A 16391-nucleotide genomic window follows, 5' to 3' on the forward strand; every position below is an offset into this window, starting at 1 on the left:
TCACTTACTCCGCTGGCACTGCTTTTGGTGCGGCGTGTTTGCCGCGTGGTTCACTGGTTCCCAGTGGCGCACCGATCGACGCGCGCCGTGCAAGGAAAAAGATCACTGTGACATAGGCCCCTAGCAGAATGGCATAGACGATCAGATAGGCGATCAATGTGGTCAGGACCATCGGGGCCGGCACGTCGGCGACGGCCTGTTTCGTGGTTAGCACACCCTGCACCAGCCACGGCTGCCGCCCGATTTCGGTGGTATACCACCCCGCCAGCGTGGCCAGCCAACCACTAAAGCTCATGCCGACCAGCGCATATAGCATTGGCTTGGGCAGACCTTCGACACCGCGCCATTGGCGGAGCATCATGGCAGAGGCCCCCCAGCTGACGAGCAGCATCAACATACCGATGCCGACCATCACGCGGAACGACCAGAACACAGGGGCGACGCGGGGGTGCAGCACCTCGCCTTCGTCGGTGACGAAATCGTTCAGGCCGGGCACAACGCCATCGGCGCTATGTTTCAGGATGATCGAGGCGAGGTTTGGAATGCCGATTTCGAACCGGTTTTCGCGGGCCGCATCATCGGGGATCGCAAACAGCAACAAGGGCACGTTTGATTGCGTTTCCCAGTTGCCTTCCATCGCGGCCACCTTTTGCGGTTGATGTTCCAGCGTGTTCAGGCCGTGCATGTCGCCCAGCAGGATCTGCGCAGGTATCAGCAGTGCGGCCCCATAAATTGCGGTTTTCAATGCAACACGCACACCGGCTGTTCGCCCGCCGATCAGCCAGCGGAAGGCGCTGACACCGGCGATCAGGAAACTGACCGTCAGGAAGCTGGCCAGCACCATGTGGAAGAAACGGTAGGGCATTGATGGGTTGAAGATGATCGCGAACCAGTCGGTCGCATGGGCGACGCCCTCGCGCATTTCAAACCCTTGAGGTGTGTGCATCCAGGAATTCAGCACAATGATCCAGAACGCCGACATCATGGTGCCAAAGGCGACAAGGAACGTGGCCAGCGTGTGCAGCCAGTTGGGCACGCGCGACGCGCCGAACAGCATGATGCCAAGGAAAACCGCCTCAAGGAAAAACGCGGTCATCACCTCATAGGCCAGAAGTGGCCCGGCGATATTGCCCACGGTTTCCATGAACCCCGGCCAGTTGGTGCCGAACTGGAACGACATGGTGATGCCGGACACAACGCCCATGGCAAAGGACAGCGCAAAGACCTTGACCCAGAAACGGTAGGCTTCCATCCAGCGGTCGTCGCCTGTGGCGTTAAAGCGCAGTTTGAAGAACAAAAGCACCCAGCCCAATGCGATGGTGATCGTTGGAAACAGGATGTGAAACGATATATTTGCCCCGAACTGGATGCGCGATAGAATTAATGTGTCCATTTTACCCTCGGCTTTCAGGCGTTTTTAATGACTTGGACCTGATTTAGTGCGTTTTGGCCCGACAGTAGGGGGGGTGCGACAGCAAGGCGCGCATCGCATCTGCCGTCTTTCAAATTTTTGCCAAAGCTGTGTCTTTGTCAGCATCGGTTGACCGGGCCGCCTCTGCCGGGTCTTATGGCCCAAAGATGAAAGGGCGAATGATGCCGGATGGTTTTCTGACGACACATGTGCTGGATACGGCAAACGGGGTGCCTGCTGTGGGCATGACCGTGGATCTATACCGGATCGCGGGCGAAACCCGCGTGCATCTGGTGACAATGGTCACCAATGCCGACGGCCGCACCGACAGCCCGATCCTGCCCGCAGCCGATTTTGCCACCGGCCGCTATGAACTAGTGTTTCAGGCGGGTGCCTATTTCGGGCGCGGCGATGATCCGGCGTTTCTGGATGACATCCCGATCCGGTTTGGCATCAACGATCCGGCGTCACATTACCACGTGCCATTGCTGGTATCGCCCTTCAGCTTTTCCACCTATCGCGGCAGTTAGGTCGCAAACGTCCAAGACGTGATTTGCCGATAGGTTGCGCCTGCCTGCACTTTGATGGACGGAAAGTCAGGGATGTTGGGGGCGTCCGGCCAGTGCTGCGCCTCGATCGCCAGCGCGCCGTGGTCGGGGCGCCCGTCAAAGATTTGCATCCCCGGTGCAGTGGTGGCCATGGTCATCGCCACCCCGCTTTGCCCGGTCAGCCACAGCACATCGCGCAGCGGTTCCGGCCCATCGGACAGGCAGAAATTGTGATCCAGCGGCGGCGTATCCGCGCCCAGCACCGGCCCTGCGCGAAAATCCATGCGTGTGTCGGTGACATCGGCAATTTCACCCGTGGGGCAGGTTGCGGCATCAATCGGCAGATAGCGGTCAGCAGCGATGCGCAGGGTGTGACCATGCCAGTTGGCGCTGCCGTCCATGTTCCAATAACTGTGATTGGCGAAATTCATCAGCGTCGTTGCATCGGTTGTGCCGGTGATGGCCAGCGTCAGCGTGGCGGGGGCGGTGATGGCGAAATGCGCAATGATCCGGCGGTTGCCGGGCAGGCCGGCTTGCCCATCTGGCAGATCCAGCGCCATGGTGACGCTGCTGTCTGTGCGGTCAGTCACTTGCCAGACCTGCGCATGGGTGCCTTGCGCGCCCGAATGCAGGTGGCGCGCGCCATCTTCGTTGCGTTCCAGTTCATACATCATGCCATCCAGCCGCACGCGGGCGTTGCCAATACGGTTGGCAATAGGGCCGACGATGGCCCCGTGGTAATGCATCGCGCCTTCGTAATCGGCCAGTTCGTTCGACCCGACGGTTAGTGAATGATCCACCCCCGCCAGCCGCACGTCCTGCACCCGCGCGCCATGGCTCAGCAGGCGCACGGTCAGATCGCCAGCTTGCAGGCTGATCATGGTAACGTCTTTCCCGCGCTTTGTTTTGCCGAAAATGGTCATGTCAGCGCCTCCCAATGGACACCGGCGGCAGGTATGATCGCGCCGTTCCAGTGCTGCGCCTTGGGCGCATAGTTGAAAACGAACCGATGTGTGCCGGTATCGCGCACCCGCAGACCTTCTGGCAGGGCAAGGGTTGGCAGGTCAAGCGTGTCGCACAGCCCGCCGATGATCGCGTCAAAGGTGGCATCATCCGGCCACCCCGCCAGATAGCGGAGGTGGTCACCGCCCATGATCGCGGGCTGCCCTGCCTTGGTCGCCAGATGCACGTCGGCGCTGCCTTCCAGATGTTCGAACCAATGCCGGAACCGCCCGCCGCCGGCCAGTTTGATCTTGTCGCTGGGGGGCAGGCTTTCGGTCAGCGCGACGGTAACATCAGTGTCCGGCAGGTTGGGGCCAAGCGGCGTGGGGATGGACAGTTCATCGGTCTTGGTGTCGCTGCGCGGGCCGATCAGGGCGATCCCTTTGAAATTGGCCAATGCCCCGCGCAAGGCGTCCGTCAGTGTCATCAGGCCAGGGGCCAGCACTAACCGGTAGGCCGACAGATCCGCACAATCAGGGGCCACGATGTCGATGTTCAGCCCTGCCCGGCGCAATGCGCGATAGGCGGCAAAGGCAAGGCGAAACATGTCGAAATCTGCGCCCTGTGGCTGGGTGTCCCAGCCCCACGCGCTGACGTAATCAAAGACCAGTGCGGTCGGCGCGCGCGCGGTTTCCACATCGGGCAGACGGGCAATTTCATCGGCGACCTGCCGTGCCTCGGCCAAGGCGGGGGCAGGGGCGCTGTCGGGGCGCAAAAGCCCTGCATGCATCTGTTCCTGCGCGAAGGGCGCCTGTCGCCAGCGGAAATAGCAGACGGTTTCAGCGCCATGGGCAAACGCCTCCCACGCCCAAAGGCGGGCCATGCCGGGCAGGGGGGCGGGGTTGTAAGGGGCCCAGTTCACCGGGCCGGGCTGTTGTTCCATCACCCAAAGCCGCCCCTTGCCCACGGCGCGGTAAAGGTCATGGTGAAACGCCTGCATGTCAGGATGGCCCTGGCGCAGGAATGTCTGTTTTTCCTTGGCGCTGCTTTCGATCCGGTCGGATAGAAAGCCGATGGGGTAACTGTCCCATGACGCGACATCCAGATCGGCCCCCAGCAGCCAGTGATCGAATGTCGTGATCCGGCCCATGTAGTTGTGGATCAGCGGCGCGTCGGTGTGACGGCGCAGTTCATCCGCCTGCACGCGGTTGAACGCCACGACCTGATCGGAACTATAGCGCCGGAACGCCAGCACATGCGCCGGGTTCGGTTCGGTCACGGTCAGATTGGGCAGGTCGATCTGGTCGAATGTATCGTAATCCATCGACCAGAACACATTGCCCCATGCGCGGTTCAGGGCATCTGCCGATTGGTATGTCTGCGCCAACCAGTCCTGAAACCCGTGTCGCGCGGCATCGGAATAGGACAGGGCCGTGTCATGGCAGTCGTATTCATTGTCGATCTGCCACGCGGCGATATGGGGGTTTTTGCCATAGCGTTCGCCCATGGCCCGCGCGATGCGCCGACATTCATTGCGATAGGGCAAGTGGCTGAAATCATAATGACGCCGTGATCCGAATTTGCGCGGGTGGCCCGCCGCATCGACAGCCAGCATGTCGGGGTATTTGTCCAGCATCCAGCGCGGCGGGGTGGCGGTGGGCGTGCCCAGCACGATTTTTAGCCCCGCATCGCCCAGCACCGCGATGGCACGGTCCAGCCAATCCCATGTGAACTGGCCGGGGGCGGGTTCCATCCGCTGCCATGCAAATTCGCCAATCCGCACCCATGTCAGCCCGGTGGCGACCATGCGTGCGGCATCGGTGGCCCATTGGTCCTCGGGCCAGTGTTCGGGATAATAACAGACGCCGAGTGTGCGTTTCATGTCGTGCCTTTGAGTTTTTTTACCAAGATGAAGAAGGAGCGGTCCGCCTAGAGGATCACCCGATGCTCTGCCTGGCCTGTGGTTTCGGTCTGGATGGCGTAGGTCTTGCCTTCGTCTGGTCCGGTCAGGCCCACGGCGGCAGAGGTGCAAAATAATGTTTGCAGATCGGTTCCGCCAAACGCCGGGCAAGAGGTCTGGCGTGCGGGGAATTCATAGGCAGCGATGAATGCCCCTTTGTTTGTATATCCCGCCACACGTCCTGCGCCCCATTGCGCGTTCCACAGGTTGCCTGCGGCATCGACGACCGCGCCGTCTGGGCGAAAATCGGTGCCGGTCAGATCGATGTGCACGTCCGGTGCGCCATCGGGCCAGCCATTGGCATCAAGTGCGACGCGCATGATTTTCTGGGTCGGGGTGTCGGTGAAATAAGCGGTATGCCCGTCAGGCGCAAAGCAGATCGCGTTCGAAATGGTGATATCTGCGTAAAGCTGGCGCAGTTCGCCGCGGTAATAGCGATAGATCGCACCTGCGCCTTTTTCGGCATTGATCCCCATGGTGCCGATCCAGAAACCGCCCTGTGGGTCGGCGCGGCCATCGTTGGAGCGTGTGACAGGGTTGTCGGCCTCCAGCGGGCCGATGTCTGTCAGATCGCCGGTGGTAATATCAAAACGGTGCAGCGCGCGGGCCGAAGCGATCAGCAGGGTGGAATTATCCACCCAACCTGCGGCGCTGACATAGGTGTCGCACTGCCAGTGCTGGCCCTTGGTATGCAGCCGGTGGCCAAGGATATCAAACCAGAACAGTTGTTCGCGTTGCGGGTGCCACAGCGGGCCTTCGCCAAGCTGGCATGCGGTGGGTTCGTGGATCATGACACCGCCGCATCGTAGGCCGCAACGATGTCACGCGCGCGCGCGGCGACATCGGCCAGGGACATGCCCGGTTTGTAAAGCGCCGATCCGATGCCAAAGCCGTCTGCGCTGGCCCCGATCCATTCGGCAAAGTTGTCAGCCCCCGCGCCGCCCACCGCATAGACCTGTGTGCCGGGTGGCAGGACCGCGCGGATCGCCTTGATACCATCAGGGCCGATCAGGCTGGCGGGAAAGATTTTCAGTCCGTCGGCGCCGGATTTCAGCGCAAGGAAACATTCGGTTGGCGTCATGACACCGGGCCAGCTTGCCAGGCCTGCGGCCTTGGTGGCGACGATGACGCGCTGATCGCAATTGGGTGACACGATCAATTTGCCGCCCGCTTTGGCCACGCGGCCCACGTCATCCGTGGACAGGACTGTGCCCGCGCCGATCAGCGCGGCATTGCCATGCGCGTCGGCCATGGCCCTGATGCTGTCGAACGGGTCGGGGGAGTTCAGCGGGACTTCAATTTTCGTGATGCCGGCGTCGATCAGGGCGGCGGTAATGGGTGCGGCCTCTGCCGGTGTGATCCCGCGCAGAATGGCGATCAGGGGGCGTGACATGGGCTATCCTTTCAGACGACGGTAGGCGGCGGTCAGGCCTGCGATGGTGATGGCTTCGCCCTGCACCTGGGTGGCGGGGGCGTGTTGCGCGGCCAGTGCCGTGACATATGTTTTTGCCAGACCGCCCGCGCCGATCACGGCAATCTGCTGGCCCAGCCAATAGGGTTTGGCCGCGGCTAGTTCTGCCCCGATCAGAAGGCCCGACAGGCGGGCGCGGGCGGTGGCCCCGGGCTGGGCGTTCAACAGACTTTCGGCGCGCAGTGAAAACAGCCGCGCGGCCAGTTTTTCAGGTCGGCCCATCGCATCGGACAGGCCATCAGAAAACGCAGCATCGTCCCAGCCATCAGCAGCGATGGAATGGCGCAAGACGGTATGTTCCGCCAACGTGGCAAACAATTCGCCGGTCATGAAGGTTTGAAAGCTGACGACCTCGTTCGCGCTGACATGCACCCATTTGGTATGGGTGCCGGGCAGGCACAGGATGCCGTCCCAGTTGGGGTTACGGGCCAGAAACCCCGCGATCTGGGTTTCTTCGCCGCGCATCACATCGGCAGGATGCACCTGTTTGATGCCGGGGATGACATGCACCGACAGGCCGGGGGTGGTCGTGGGGGCCTGCACGAATGTTTCTGGCATTGCAGGGCATGGGGTGGCGGCATAGGGGGCTTCGACCCAGCCTTGGCGTGATCCGACCATACCGCAGGCGATAATTGTTGTCGGCCCGTTGATCCAAGGCCCGACCGCATCGAGCAGGGCAGGTTCGAACCCGTCGCGTTGCAGCTTGCCCATGCCCTGATCCGATGTGGCCGCCGCAAGCACAGTGCCGCTGGCAGACATCGCCCACGCCCGCATATGTGTGGTGCCCCAGTCAACGGCGATCCAGTCTGGTGTCACGGTGTCGTTCATCCTGTGCTTGCCACCCCTGCATCAATGACCAATGTCTGCCCTGTCATCATCGCCGACGCGGCTGATGCCAGAAACAGTGTGCTGCCGACCATGTCTTGCGGCGTCATAAAGCGTTTCAGGCATTGTTTGTCCAGAAAGGCGGCTTTTGCCTCTGGCGTGGCCCACATGGTTTCCTGCTTTTGGGTAAAAACCCAGCCGGGTGCAATGGCGTTGACCCGGATGCCGCGCGGCCCCCATTCGCGCGCCAGCGCGCGGGTCATACCCATGATGCCTGCGTTGGCAGTAACGTAGGGCACCATGCCCGCCGACCCGATCAGATAGGTGATCGAGGAATAATTAATGATCGACCCGCCTGTGCCCATCAGGTTTGCCGCTTTTTGGCAGGCAAAGAAATAGGCGCGCAGGTTGACGGCCTGGCTTTCGTCCCAGTCCTGCTGTGTGATGTCCATGGCATTAAAACGCATGTCGTTGGCGGCGTTGTTGACAAGGGTATGCAGCGGGCCGTGGGCATCCACCGCCTGATCCATCGCCGCGTGCAGTGCGCCAGTGTCGGTGATGTCGCAGGGGATGAACAGCGGGCGGTTATCGTGTGCCGCTTCCATTTCATCGACAAAGGGCGTCGCATCTGACCGGCCGACAAAGGCAACCTTGGCGCCTTGCGTCAGGAAACCTGCGGTCAGGGCCGCGCCAATGCCATTTCCGCCACCGGTAATGAAAACAGACGCGCCATCAAGATCGTGAAAGGTCGCGTTCACAGCCTCTGCCCCTCTATAACCCACATCCTTTCAGGGAAAGACCATGGCAGGGTGAGTCCATGGCTCATCAGGTAAGCGCCTGACACATCAAGCGGGCCGGTTTTCACCGCCTGCGCGCCGCGCGACAGGCGGTGCAGATCATGACGGTTGGTCAGGTCGATGCGATAGGTCGTGTTGGGGTCCAAACCGGTCAGTCGCAGGGGCCGTGGCGCGATCTGGGCGCTGGTGGCGGCTTTGCCTGCAAATACGACGAAACGGCCCCCGTCGCGCGCCAGTTGCTGTTCGGCGATGACCGCAGGGTCGGCACTGTCCAGCCGCAGGATATCGGCGGATTGCATCCAGTCGCGGTTCGCCTTCCACCAGCTTGTGACGGTGCGCAGCACGGTGGCTTCGTCTTCGGTCAGTTCGCGGGGGTCCATCTCGAACCCGATGTGGCGTTGGGCCGCGATCCAGGCGCGGAATGTGATATCAAGCGTGCGGCCGGATGTGTGGCAATGGCGCGGGCCGACGTGGCTGCCGGTGACGGACAAAGGCAGAAACAGCGCCGCGTCATGCTGGATGCGCAACCGTTCCAGCGCATCGTTGCTGTCGGATAGCCAGATGCGTTGGGTGCGCTGCATGATCCCGAAATCAATGCGCCCCCCACCGGATGCGCAGGTTTCGATCTCGACCAGCGGAAAATCGGCGCGCAGCCGGTCCAGCAGGGCGTAGGTGCCGTGGGTCTGGGCCGCGTCGGGCGCGGGCAGAACGCGGTTGTGATCCCATTTGATATAGTCGATGGCGTTGTCGCGCAGGATGGCGGCGATCCGGTCGTAAAGGTAATCGCGCACCGCAGGTAGCGCCATGTCCAGCACCATTTGCTGACGGCCCATGACCTGATCAGCGGGGCCCAGCACCCAATCCGGATGGGCGCGGCAGGTGTCGCTGTCGGGATTAACCATTTCCGGTTCGAACCAGATGCCAAAGGTCATGCCCAGCCCATGCACATGGGCGATCAGCGGGGTCAGCCCGTCGGGGTATTTGCGCGGATCAATCACCCAGTCGCCAAGGCTGCTGGTGTCGTCATCGCGCCGCCCGAACCAGCCGTCATCCAGCACGAACCGTTCTGCCCCAAGATCGGCGGCGCGGGTGGCGATATCCTTCAGTTCGGGCAGGGAATGATTGAAATACACGGCTTCCCAACAATTGTAATGCACGGGGCGCGGGGTATCGGGTTTGGGCCATGTTACGATGCGGTCGCGCAGGTGGCGCTGAAATGCGACGGCGCAGCCGTTCAGCCCGTGACCGGAATAGACGACGTAAAGCGGCGCGGTCTCAAACCGTGTGGCAGCGCTGGTTTGTGTGCCGGTGGCGTGGCCCCATTGGATCTGGCGGCGGCCATCGGGCAGTTCTTCGGCCAGCATCCTGTGCCCGCCGGACCAGCCGTAATGAAAGGCATAAGCCGCGCCTTGGGTATTCGTCGCGCCCCGGCACGGCAGATAAAGGCCGGGGAAATGTTCGTGCCCGCTGCGCCCAGTGCGGCTTTCGCGGGTGTGGATGCCGGGGGACCAAGGCGCGCGATTCAACTGGAATTCGCCACACCAGCGGCCCGAGACGTCGATCATTTCATCCGACAGTTGCGGCGCGGGCAGCACAGGTGCGGCCAGCCAATCCACATGCACGGGGCGTGCCGCGTCCAGCGTGGTTTGGCAGGTGATGACATGCGTTTGTGCGTCGCTGGCAAAACTGATGTTCAGCGTCAGGGCGTGGTTTGCATCCTTGTAGATCAGGCGCAAGCCGTCGTTTTCTGATGCGCTGTAAAAGCTGAATTTGGGCCAGATCGGCGCGCCATCCGCATCGCGCAAGACCATACCGGGCTGGCCGGGAAAGCTGCGGGCGGCCTCGGGGCAAAGCGACAGATCGGGGTTTTCATCCAGCATCCCGCCGGTCACGTCGATACCATGCGCCGCGTGCAGGGTTTGCAGGTTTTCCCCTTTGGGCAGGGGCGCACCCCAGTAAACCACCTGCGGCAGGCGATCATTTCGGGCGGCCAGCACCAGCGTCTGTTGGCCGTCGTCAAGGCGATAGATATTTTCCATGGCGTCTTACTTCACAGCCCCAAGCGTCAGACCCGCGATAAAGTGTTTTTGCATCAGGAAAAACATCGCAACCGGTGGCAGCGCGGCGACGATGGAACCCGCGCTCATCAAATGATAAGCGGCGCGGTATTGCGCGTTGAAGCTGGTGATGCCAGCGGTCACGGGCTGGCTTTCGGGGCCTTGGGTCAAGACGACGGCCCAGAAATAATCGTTCCAGATGAAGGTAAAGATCAGCACCGCCATCGCCGCAATCGCGGGTTTCATCAGGGGCAACACGACATAGAAAAAGATCCGCCATTCGGCCACACCTTCAACCCGCGCGGCCTCGATCAGGGGGAAAGGCAGGGCGCGGATGAAATTGCGCATGAACAGCGTGGCAAAGCCGGTTTGAAACGCGATGTGAAACAGCACCAGACCGGTTTTCGTATTATACAGCCCCATGTCCACCGTCAGGTCGCGCACCGGCACCATCAGGATTTGAAAAGGCACAAAATTGCCAGCGATGAACATGAAAAAAATCAACAGGTTGCCCTTGAACTTATACACCCCCAGCGCAAAGCCGGTCATGCAAGCCAGCGCCACGGTGCCAATGACGGTGGGCACGGTGATCATTACGGAATTCAGCAGATAGCGTGGCATCGCGCTTTCGAAAAACACCTTGCCATAGTTGTTGAACCCCTCGAATGATGACGGCCAGCCCCAGTAATTGCCGCTGGTGAAATCGACATCGGGTTTGATCGAAAAGATCATCACCGCGATCAGCGGCAGCAACCACAGGATCAGCGCAAAGGGCAGAAACGCCTGATAGCCAAGCTGCACCGCGCGGGATTGTTTCTGAACAGGTGTCGGGAACATCAGCGTGCGCCTTTCTCGTCCTGATACATGGACCAGAGGAAATAAGAGATGAAAACAAGCATGATCAGGAACAGGATCACCGCGACAGCGGCGGCATAGCCATATTGCAAGCCGCGTTCCGACAGCGATTTTTCGAAAACGTAATAAGACAGCACGCGGGTCGATCCGAACGGCCCGCCGCCGGTCATGATCGACACAAGGTCAAAACTGCGTAACGCCCCGATGATGGTCACGACAAAGGCGATGAAGGTTGCGGGTTTCAGTTGCGGAATGATGACATACCACAGCATTTTCGGGCCTTTTGCCCCGTCAAGGCGCGCGGCCTCGACCTGTTCGGGGTCAACGGCGTTCAGCCCCGTCAGATAAAGGATCATGCAATAGGCCGTTTGCGGCCATAGCCCTGCGGCGATGATTCCGTAGGTCGCCCATGTGGGGTTGCCCAGTACACCGCCGCGGATCTCGATCCCGACCCAGCCGGTCATGATGGTGAACAGCCCGTTGTTGGGTAGGTAGAACCACGAAAACACGAGCCCCACGACGACCTGACTGATCACAAAAGGGAAAAAGAACAGCGATTTATAGATGCGGATGCCGCGCACCGTCTGGTTGAGGAACAGTGCGATGAACAGACCCGCGGGAATGGCCAGCAGATACAGCACCAGCCATTTCAGGTTGTTCCATAATGAAATCTGGAAATTCCGGTCTGCGCGTTCACCGTTCAGGCCGAACAGCTTGTTATAGTTTTGCAGTCCGACGTATTCGCCGTTGGTGCGCACGTCGCCCAAACCGTTCCAGTTATAAAACGACAGGCCAAAACTTTGGTAGATCGGTGCAATGACGTAGACCAGAAAAAACAGCACACCCGGCGCAAGAAACAGCCAAGGGGTAATGGCGATTTCATTGCGTTTATACCAGCCGCGTGGCGGCGGCGTGTAGCGGGTCGTGGGCACGACGGGTGATACGGTCATTTGCGGTCACTTTCCCGTTTGGGCGCATGTGAAAACGTCGGGTGTCGGCGTTTTCAAATAGGCATGGGGCGCGCGGTCAGGCGCACCCCATCTGTTTGATCAATAGATATCTTCGCGGGCGGCTTCCAACCGGTCCAGGACATCTTCCAGGTTGTCAGGGAAGACCATGAATTCCTGGAACCCTTCCATGGCCACGGCAGCCATTTCGGCAGGCGCATCGCGGTCAAAGAACTGGGCGATGCCGCCCGGTGCCTTGTTTGACAGCATGTCGAAGCCCTGTTGCAGGAACTTGTCGTCATCCACGGACGAATTCGCATTCACCGGCAGCTGCCCCAGGTTTTCACCGTTGTTGATCAGCGTCTGGTTGTCAGCTGAAACAACGAACCGCAGGAATTCGCGCGCGGCATCCTTGTTTTTCGCACCTGTGGGGATGTGGAACGTATCGGTGGGTGCGTCTTCACCCTTGGCGATGCCGGGGGTAATTTCGACGAACTGGTAGAAATCCAGCTTGCTGTCATCTAGGCCCGAATCGCGCAGCGGTGCCACGGCAAAGTTGCCCATCAGATAAGATGCCGCCTGACCGTTGGCCATGAAAGGCAGCGCCTCTTGCCAGCTATAGGTCTGGTGGTCGTCGATGAATGCACCCATGTCGATCAGCTCGCGCCAGTTGGCGAATGTCGCGCGCACCTCGTCCGACTGCCAGCTTTCTTCGCCATTGGTCAGGCGCGCGTGAAAGTCATAGCCGTTGGTGCGCATGTTCAGGTAATCGAACCAGCCACCGGCGGTCCACAGGAACTTGGTGCCGATGGTGTAGCATTTCACGCCGTTGTCCAGCAGGGTCTGGCAGTTGGCCAGCTCTTCTTCCCAGGTTGTGGGCTCGGACAGGCCAAGATCATCAAAGATGTCTTTGCGGTAGTAAACGCCCCACTGATAGTAGGTGTATGGCACGCCATATTGTTTGTCGTCGATCGTCAGCGCCCCTTTGGTCGATGCCAGATCTTCGGAGATTTGTCCTTCCCACAGGTCAGAAATATCCTCGAACAAACCCGCCTCGACATAGGGCAGCATCCGGTTGGCGGCATACCAGTTGGCAACATCCGGCGCGTTGGCCGTCAAAAAGTTGCGGATCTGGGTTTTATAGGCTTCGCGGTCGATCACCGTCAGTGCGATGTTCAGATCGGGGTGCATTTCACCGAACCGTTCAACCATGCCTTCCATCACCGCGCGTGGCGCAGGGTTTGACATGTCCGAGAAAATGACCAGGTCGCCCGACAGTGAATGACCGGCCGCAGATGCGCCAGATGCTGCGATGCCAGCAGCAACGCACGCCGCGAACGACGTTTTAAGAATGGAATGCATGGTGTCCTCCCTAGTGCTTCCATAGTGTAACCCAGTTTCATTATGTGAAACATGGTTTTGGATATTGATACTAAATCGCGACTCGGTTAGGTTTGTCAACAGGTCATGGGTCTGCCGCTATTGCAAAGCGCGACACGCATGGCCGGAAAAGGGAGAAAAGATGGATCGTGTGACCGGTGACGGCACAGTGGGTAAGGCGCTGGAAGTGCTTGATCAGGTCGCAGCCTTTGGGCGGCCGGTGCGTTTCAGCGAAGTCCTTGCGAAATCCGATTACCCCAAACCCACGCTTTACCGGCTTGTCCAGACCCTGACCAACCAGAAGATGCTGTCCTACGACCCTGACCGGCAGACTTATGCGCCGGGTTTGCGGCTGGTGCGGCTGGCGCATGCGGCATGGGAACAATCCACACTGGCCCCTATCGCGCGGCCGCACATTGACGCGCTGAGCGCGGCTGTGGGGGAAACCGTGCATCTGGCGCAAATGGATCATGCGCAGGTGCTGTATATCGACAAACGCAACGCGGGCCAACCGGTGCAGATGTATAGCCAGGCGGGCAAGATCGGTCCGGCCTATTGCACCGGCGTCGGCAAGGCGATGCTGGCCTTTTGCGACCCGGCGGTCATTGAACAGTTGATTGCGCAACAATCGTTTCACCGATTCACGCCACAAACGCTGACTACGGCGGCGGCCCTGCGCGATGAATTGGCCGATATCCGCGCCCATGGCTATGGCTTTGACCGCGAAGAACATGAACCGGGCATCATCTGCGTCGCCATGCCGATCCTGTCCGAGGCGGGGCGCGTGTTGGGTGCGCTGTCGGTGACCAGCACCATAAGCCGCACCAACCTTGCCGGATTGGAAGCTTATGTGCCGATCCTGCGCGAGACGGCTGCAAAAATTGCAAGGGATGCCCAGAACTGGAGCTTTCCAGATTATGATAAAACAGAAAAGACGGGGATTTAGACCATGGCAGGTGTGACGCTGAACAAGGTAATCAAGCGCTATGGCGATGTGCAGGTCATTCACGGAATTGATCTGGACATCAAGGATGGCGAGTTTTGCGTTTTCGTCGGCCCGTCGGGCTGCGGCAAATCCACACTGTTGCGCATGGTCGCCGGTCTAGAGGAAACGACCGAAGGGCAGGTCAACATCGGCCCGCGTGATGTGACCCGCATGGACCCGTCCGAACGCGGTGTGGCGATGGTGTTCCAAACCTACGCGCTTTATCCGCATATGACGGTCAAGGACAACATGGGGTTCGGCCTGAAAATGAACGGCCACCCCAAGGCGGAAATCGCAAAAAAAGTGGCCGAGGCAACCCGCATCCTGAAACTGGAAGACTATCTGGACCGCAAGCCCGCCGCCCTTTCCGGTGGCCAGCGTCAACGTGTGTCGATTGGCCGTGCCATCGTGCGCGGACCCGAAGTATTCCTGTTCGATGAACCGCTGTCCAACCTTGATGCGGAACTGCGCGTGGAAATGCGCGTGGAAATCGCCCGCCTGCACAAGGAAATCGGCGCCACGATGATCTATGTCACCCACGATCAGGTTGAGGCGATGACGCTGGCTGACAAGATCGTCGTGCTGCGCGCCGGTGTGATCGAACAGGTCGGCGCGCCGATGGACCTGTATCGCGATCCTGACAACAAATTCGTGGCGGGTTTCATCGGCAGCCCTGCGATGAACTTTGTCAGCGGCACGGCCAGCGGCGGTGCTGTGGATGCACCCGGCCTTGATTTGCAATTTGACGGAATCATCGGTGCCGAACACAACGGCAAGACGGTCACGGTTGGCGCACGCCCGGAACACATCCTGATTGATCCCGAAGGCGACAGCCATTCGGTCGAGTTGACCGAAAGTCTGGGGGGGGTGTCATTTGCCTATCTGACCAGCGACAGCGGCGAACGTGTGATTGTCGAGGAACGCGGCGACGAACGGTCGGTTGAGGGCGCGCGCGTGGGCATCCGGATTGATCCTGCACGGATATTCCTGTTCGATGATGCAACAGATCAACGCATTCGCGGCTGAAACCTGCACTTGAAGCTGCGCCGGTTTTCCCCGACTGTGTGGTTTCACGTCAGTCAGGAAAGGCAGCCAATGCTTGATATCGCGGACATCAGATCAGCCTATGAAGCGATCAGATCGGCAACGATCCGCACACCGCTGGTGCCCGCGACACGGTTGTCGCACCACTTGGGGATTGATCTGCACCTCAAGCTGGAAAACCTGCAACACACCAATGCGTTCAAGGCGCGCGGCGCGCTGACGAAATTGCTGACCCTCTCTGACGCAGCGCGCCAGAACGGCGTGATTGCGTGCAGCGCGGGAAACCATGCGCAAGGCGTGGCGTTTCATGCGACGCGGCTGGGTATTCCATCTGTCATCGTCATGCCCGAAGGCACACCCTTCAACAAGATCCAGCGCACCAGCGATCTAGGGGCCGAGGTGGTGATTCACGGGCATGGCTTTGATGACAGCGTCCAATTCACGCTTGATCTGGCTGCGGAACGCGGGATGACGTTTATCCACCCCTTTGATGATCCGGTGGTGGTTGCGGGGCAGGGGACCGTTGCGCTGGAAATGCTGGAACAGGAACCGGATCTGGATAGCATCGTGGTCCCGATCGGCGGTGGCGGGTTGATCGCGGGAATGGCGGTCGCTGCGAAATCCGTGAAGCCGCAGATCGAGATTATCGGCGCACAGGCGCATCTGTTTGATGCCGCCAAGGCCGATTTTGAAGGCGGCGCGCCGCATTTCGCCGGTGCCACGCTGGCCGAAGGCATTGCCGTGCGCAAACCGGCCCCTGCCAATCTGGACACCATCCGCAACCTTGTCACCCGCGTCGACAGCGCAACAGAGGCGCAGATCGAAGATGCGGTGTTCGATCTTTTGTCTTATGAAAAACTGGTCGCCGAAGGTGCGGCAGGTGCAGGTCTGGCCGTTATCAAGAACAACCTTGACCGGTTTGCGGGCAAAAAGGTGGGTCTTGTCGTTTGCGGTGGCAATATCGATTCCCGCCTGTTGTCCACCTTGATCGTGCGCGGACTGATGCGTGACGGGCGGATCACGCGGCTGGTGTTCGAAATCGACGACACGCCCGGCCAGCTTGCCACGATTTCGCGGATCATCGGCGATGCGGGGGCCAATGTGATCGAGGTGATCCACCAGCGCATGATGCAAAGCGTGTCGCTGAAACAGGCCGAACTGGAAATCGT

15 protein-coding genes are annotated in these 16391 nt (G+C 60.1%); 4 read left to right on the forward strand and 11 right to left on the reverse strand.

The features are described 5' to 3' along the window. Positions 1-4 precede the first annotated feature (4 nt). Entirely contained in the window at positions 5-1393 is a 1389-nt protein-coding gene (locus IBX59_RS01100; RefSeq protein WP_296371462.1) for a cytochrome ubiquinol oxidase subunit I, read from the reverse strand. 200 nt (positions 1394-1593) lie between these two features. On the opposite strand from IBX59_RS01100, the gene uraH reads away from it, so the two are divergent. Beyond that, complete coding sequence (gene uraH / locus IBX59_RS01105) at positions 1594-1941, forward strand: hydroxyisourate hydrolase (protein ID WP_296371463.1); 348 nt, start codon at positions 1594-1596, stop codon at positions 1939-1941. On the opposite strand, the gene IBX59_RS01110 is transcribed toward uraH, so the two are convergent. From IBX59_RS01110 to IBX59_RS01155, 10 genes are all read right to left on the reverse strand, one after another. Next, a complete protein-coding gene (locus IBX59_RS01110) occupies positions 1938-2840 on the reverse strand; it encodes an aldose epimerase family protein (protein WP_367119347.1) in 903 nt (300 codons plus the stop codon). The genes uraH and IBX59_RS01110 overlap by 4 nt on opposite strands. A 38-nt stretch (positions 2841-2878) precedes the next feature. Beyond that, positions 2879-4783 (reverse strand): beta-galactosidase, encoded by a 1905-nt coding sequence (locus IBX59_RS01115; RefSeq protein WP_296371467.1) that lies wholly within the window; start codon positions 4781-4783, stop codon positions 2879-2881. Between the two features lie 47 nt (positions 4784-4830). Beyond that, a complete protein-coding gene (locus tag IBX59_RS01120) occupies positions 4831-5652 on the reverse strand; it encodes an SMP-30/gluconolactonase/LRE family protein (RefSeq protein WP_296371468.1) in 822 nt (273 codons plus the stop codon). Further along, the gene (locus IBX59_RS01125) at positions 5649-6254 is read right to left on the reverse strand and encodes a 2-dehydro-3-deoxy-6-phosphogalactonate aldolase (protein ID WP_296371470.1); all 606 of its coding nucleotides are present in this window, start codon (positions 6252-6254) and stop codon (positions 5649-5651) included. The genes IBX59_RS01120 and IBX59_RS01125 overlap by 4 nt, the downstream gene beginning before the upstream one ends. Before the next feature lie 3 nt (positions 6255-6257). Beyond that, positions 6258-7160 (reverse strand): 2-dehydro-3-deoxygalactonokinase, encoded by a 903-nt coding sequence (locus IBX59_RS01130; RefSeq protein WP_296371472.1) that lies wholly within the window; start codon positions 7158-7160, stop codon positions 6258-6260. Further along, the gene (locus IBX59_RS01135; RefSeq protein ID WP_296371474.1) at positions 7157-7915 is read right to left on the reverse strand and encodes an SDR family NAD(P)-dependent oxidoreductase; all 759 of its coding nucleotides are present in this window, start codon (positions 7913-7915) and stop codon (positions 7157-7159) included. Before IBX59_RS01135 ends, IBX59_RS01130 begins: the two co-directional genes overlap by 4 nt. Next, entirely contained in the window at positions 7912-9993 is a 2082-nt protein-coding gene (locus tag IBX59_RS01140; protein WP_296371477.1) for an alpha-galactosidase, read from the reverse strand. Before IBX59_RS01140 ends, IBX59_RS01135 begins: the two co-directional genes overlap by 4 nt. A gap of 6 nt (positions 9994-9999) precedes the next feature. Next, the gene (locus IBX59_RS01145; protein ID WP_296371479.1) at positions 10000-10848 is read right to left on the reverse strand and encodes a carbohydrate ABC transporter permease; all 849 of its coding nucleotides are present in this window, start codon (positions 10846-10848) and stop codon (positions 10000-10002) included. After that, positions 10848-11816, reverse strand: coding sequence for a carbohydrate ABC transporter permease (locus IBX59_RS01150; RefSeq protein ID WP_296371481.1), 969 nt, complete (start codon positions 11814-11816; stop codon positions 10848-10850). The genes IBX59_RS01145 and IBX59_RS01150 overlap by 1 nt, the downstream gene beginning before the upstream one ends. 99 nt (positions 11817-11915) lie before the next feature. Continuing rightward, positions 11916-13175: an extracellular solute-binding protein gene (locus IBX59_RS01155; RefSeq protein WP_296371483.1), complete on the reverse strand. Its 1260-nt coding sequence runs from the start codon at positions 13173-13175 to the stop codon at positions 11916-11918. 160 nt (positions 13176-13335) lie between these two features. Between IBX59_RS01155 and IBX59_RS01160 the strand changes: the two genes are divergently transcribed. The 3 genes from IBX59_RS01160 to IBX59_RS01170 form a co-directional block, all read left to right on the forward strand. Beyond that, positions 13336-14139, forward strand: a complete 804-nt coding sequence (locus IBX59_RS01160) for an IclR family transcriptional regulator (protein WP_296371485.1) — start codon at positions 13336-13338, stop codon at positions 14137-14139. Positions 14140-14142: 3 nt separating this feature from the next. Continuing rightward, entirely contained in the window at positions 14143-15204 is a 1062-nt protein-coding gene (locus IBX59_RS01165) for an ABC transporter ATP-binding protein (RefSeq protein ID WP_296371487.1), read from the forward strand. Between the two features lie 69 nt (positions 15205-15273). After that, the coding region (locus IBX59_RS01170; RefSeq protein WP_296371489.1) for a pyridoxal-phosphate dependent enzyme at positions 15274-16391 on the forward strand (1118 nt) is incomplete at its 3' end.

Source organism: Yoonia sp. (genome assembly GCF_014859355.1).
Taxonomy (GTDB): domain Bacteria; phylum Pseudomonadota; class Alphaproteobacteria; order Rhodobacterales; family Rhodobacteraceae; genus Yoonia.

Excerpts from the sequence above, each read along its gene's own strand:
- IBX59_RS01130 (WP_296371472.1), bottom strand. The coding sequence starts at position 7,160 with ATGAACGACACCGTGACACCAGACTGGATCGCCGTTGACTGGGGCACC.
- uraH (WP_296371463.1), top strand. The coding sequence starts at position 1,594 with ATGCCGGATGGTTTTCTGACGACACATGTGCTGGATACGGCAAACGGG.
- IBX59_RS01145 (WP_296371479.1), bottom strand. The coding sequence starts at position 10,848 with ATGTTCCCGACACCTGTTCAGAAACAATCCCGCGCGGTGCAGCTTGGC.
- IBX59_RS01155 (WP_296371483.1), bottom strand. The coding sequence starts at position 13,175 with ATGCATTCCATTCTTAAAACGTCGTTCGCGGCGTGCGTTGCTGCTGGC.
- IBX59_RS01115 (WP_296371467.1), bottom strand. The coding sequence starts at position 4,783 with ATGAAACGCACACTCGGCGTCTGTTATTATCCCGAACACTGGCCCGAG.
- IBX59_RS01160 (WP_296371485.1), top strand. The coding sequence starts at position 13,336 with ATGGATCGTGTGACCGGTGACGGCACAGTGGGTAAGGCGCTGGAAGTG.
- IBX59_RS01165 (WP_296371487.1), top strand. The coding sequence starts at position 14,143 with ATGGCAGGTGTGACGCTGAACAAGGTAATCAAGCGCTATGGCGATGTG.
- IBX59_RS01150 (WP_296371481.1), bottom strand. The coding sequence starts at position 11,816 with ATGACCGTATCACCCGTCGTGCCCACGACCCGCTACACGCCGCCGCCA.
- IBX59_RS01140 (WP_296371477.1), bottom strand. The coding sequence starts at position 9,993 with ATGGAAAATATCTATCGCCTTGACGACGGCCAACAGACGCTGGTGCTG.
- IBX59_RS01125 (WP_296371470.1), bottom strand. The coding sequence starts at position 6,254 with ATGTCACGCCCCCTGATCGCCATTCTGCGCGGGATCACACCGGCAGAG.
- IBX59_RS01110 (WP_367119347.1), bottom strand. The coding sequence starts at position 2,840 with ATGATCAGCCTGCAAGCTGGCGATCTGACCGTGCGCCTGCTGAGCCAT.
- IBX59_RS01100 (WP_296371462.1), bottom strand. The coding sequence starts at position 1,393 with ATGGACACATTAATTCTATCGCGCATCCAGTTCGGGGCAAATATATCG.
- IBX59_RS01120 (WP_296371468.1), bottom strand. The coding sequence starts at position 5,652 with ATGATCCACGAACCCACCGCATGCCAGCTTGGCGAAGGCCCGCTGTGG.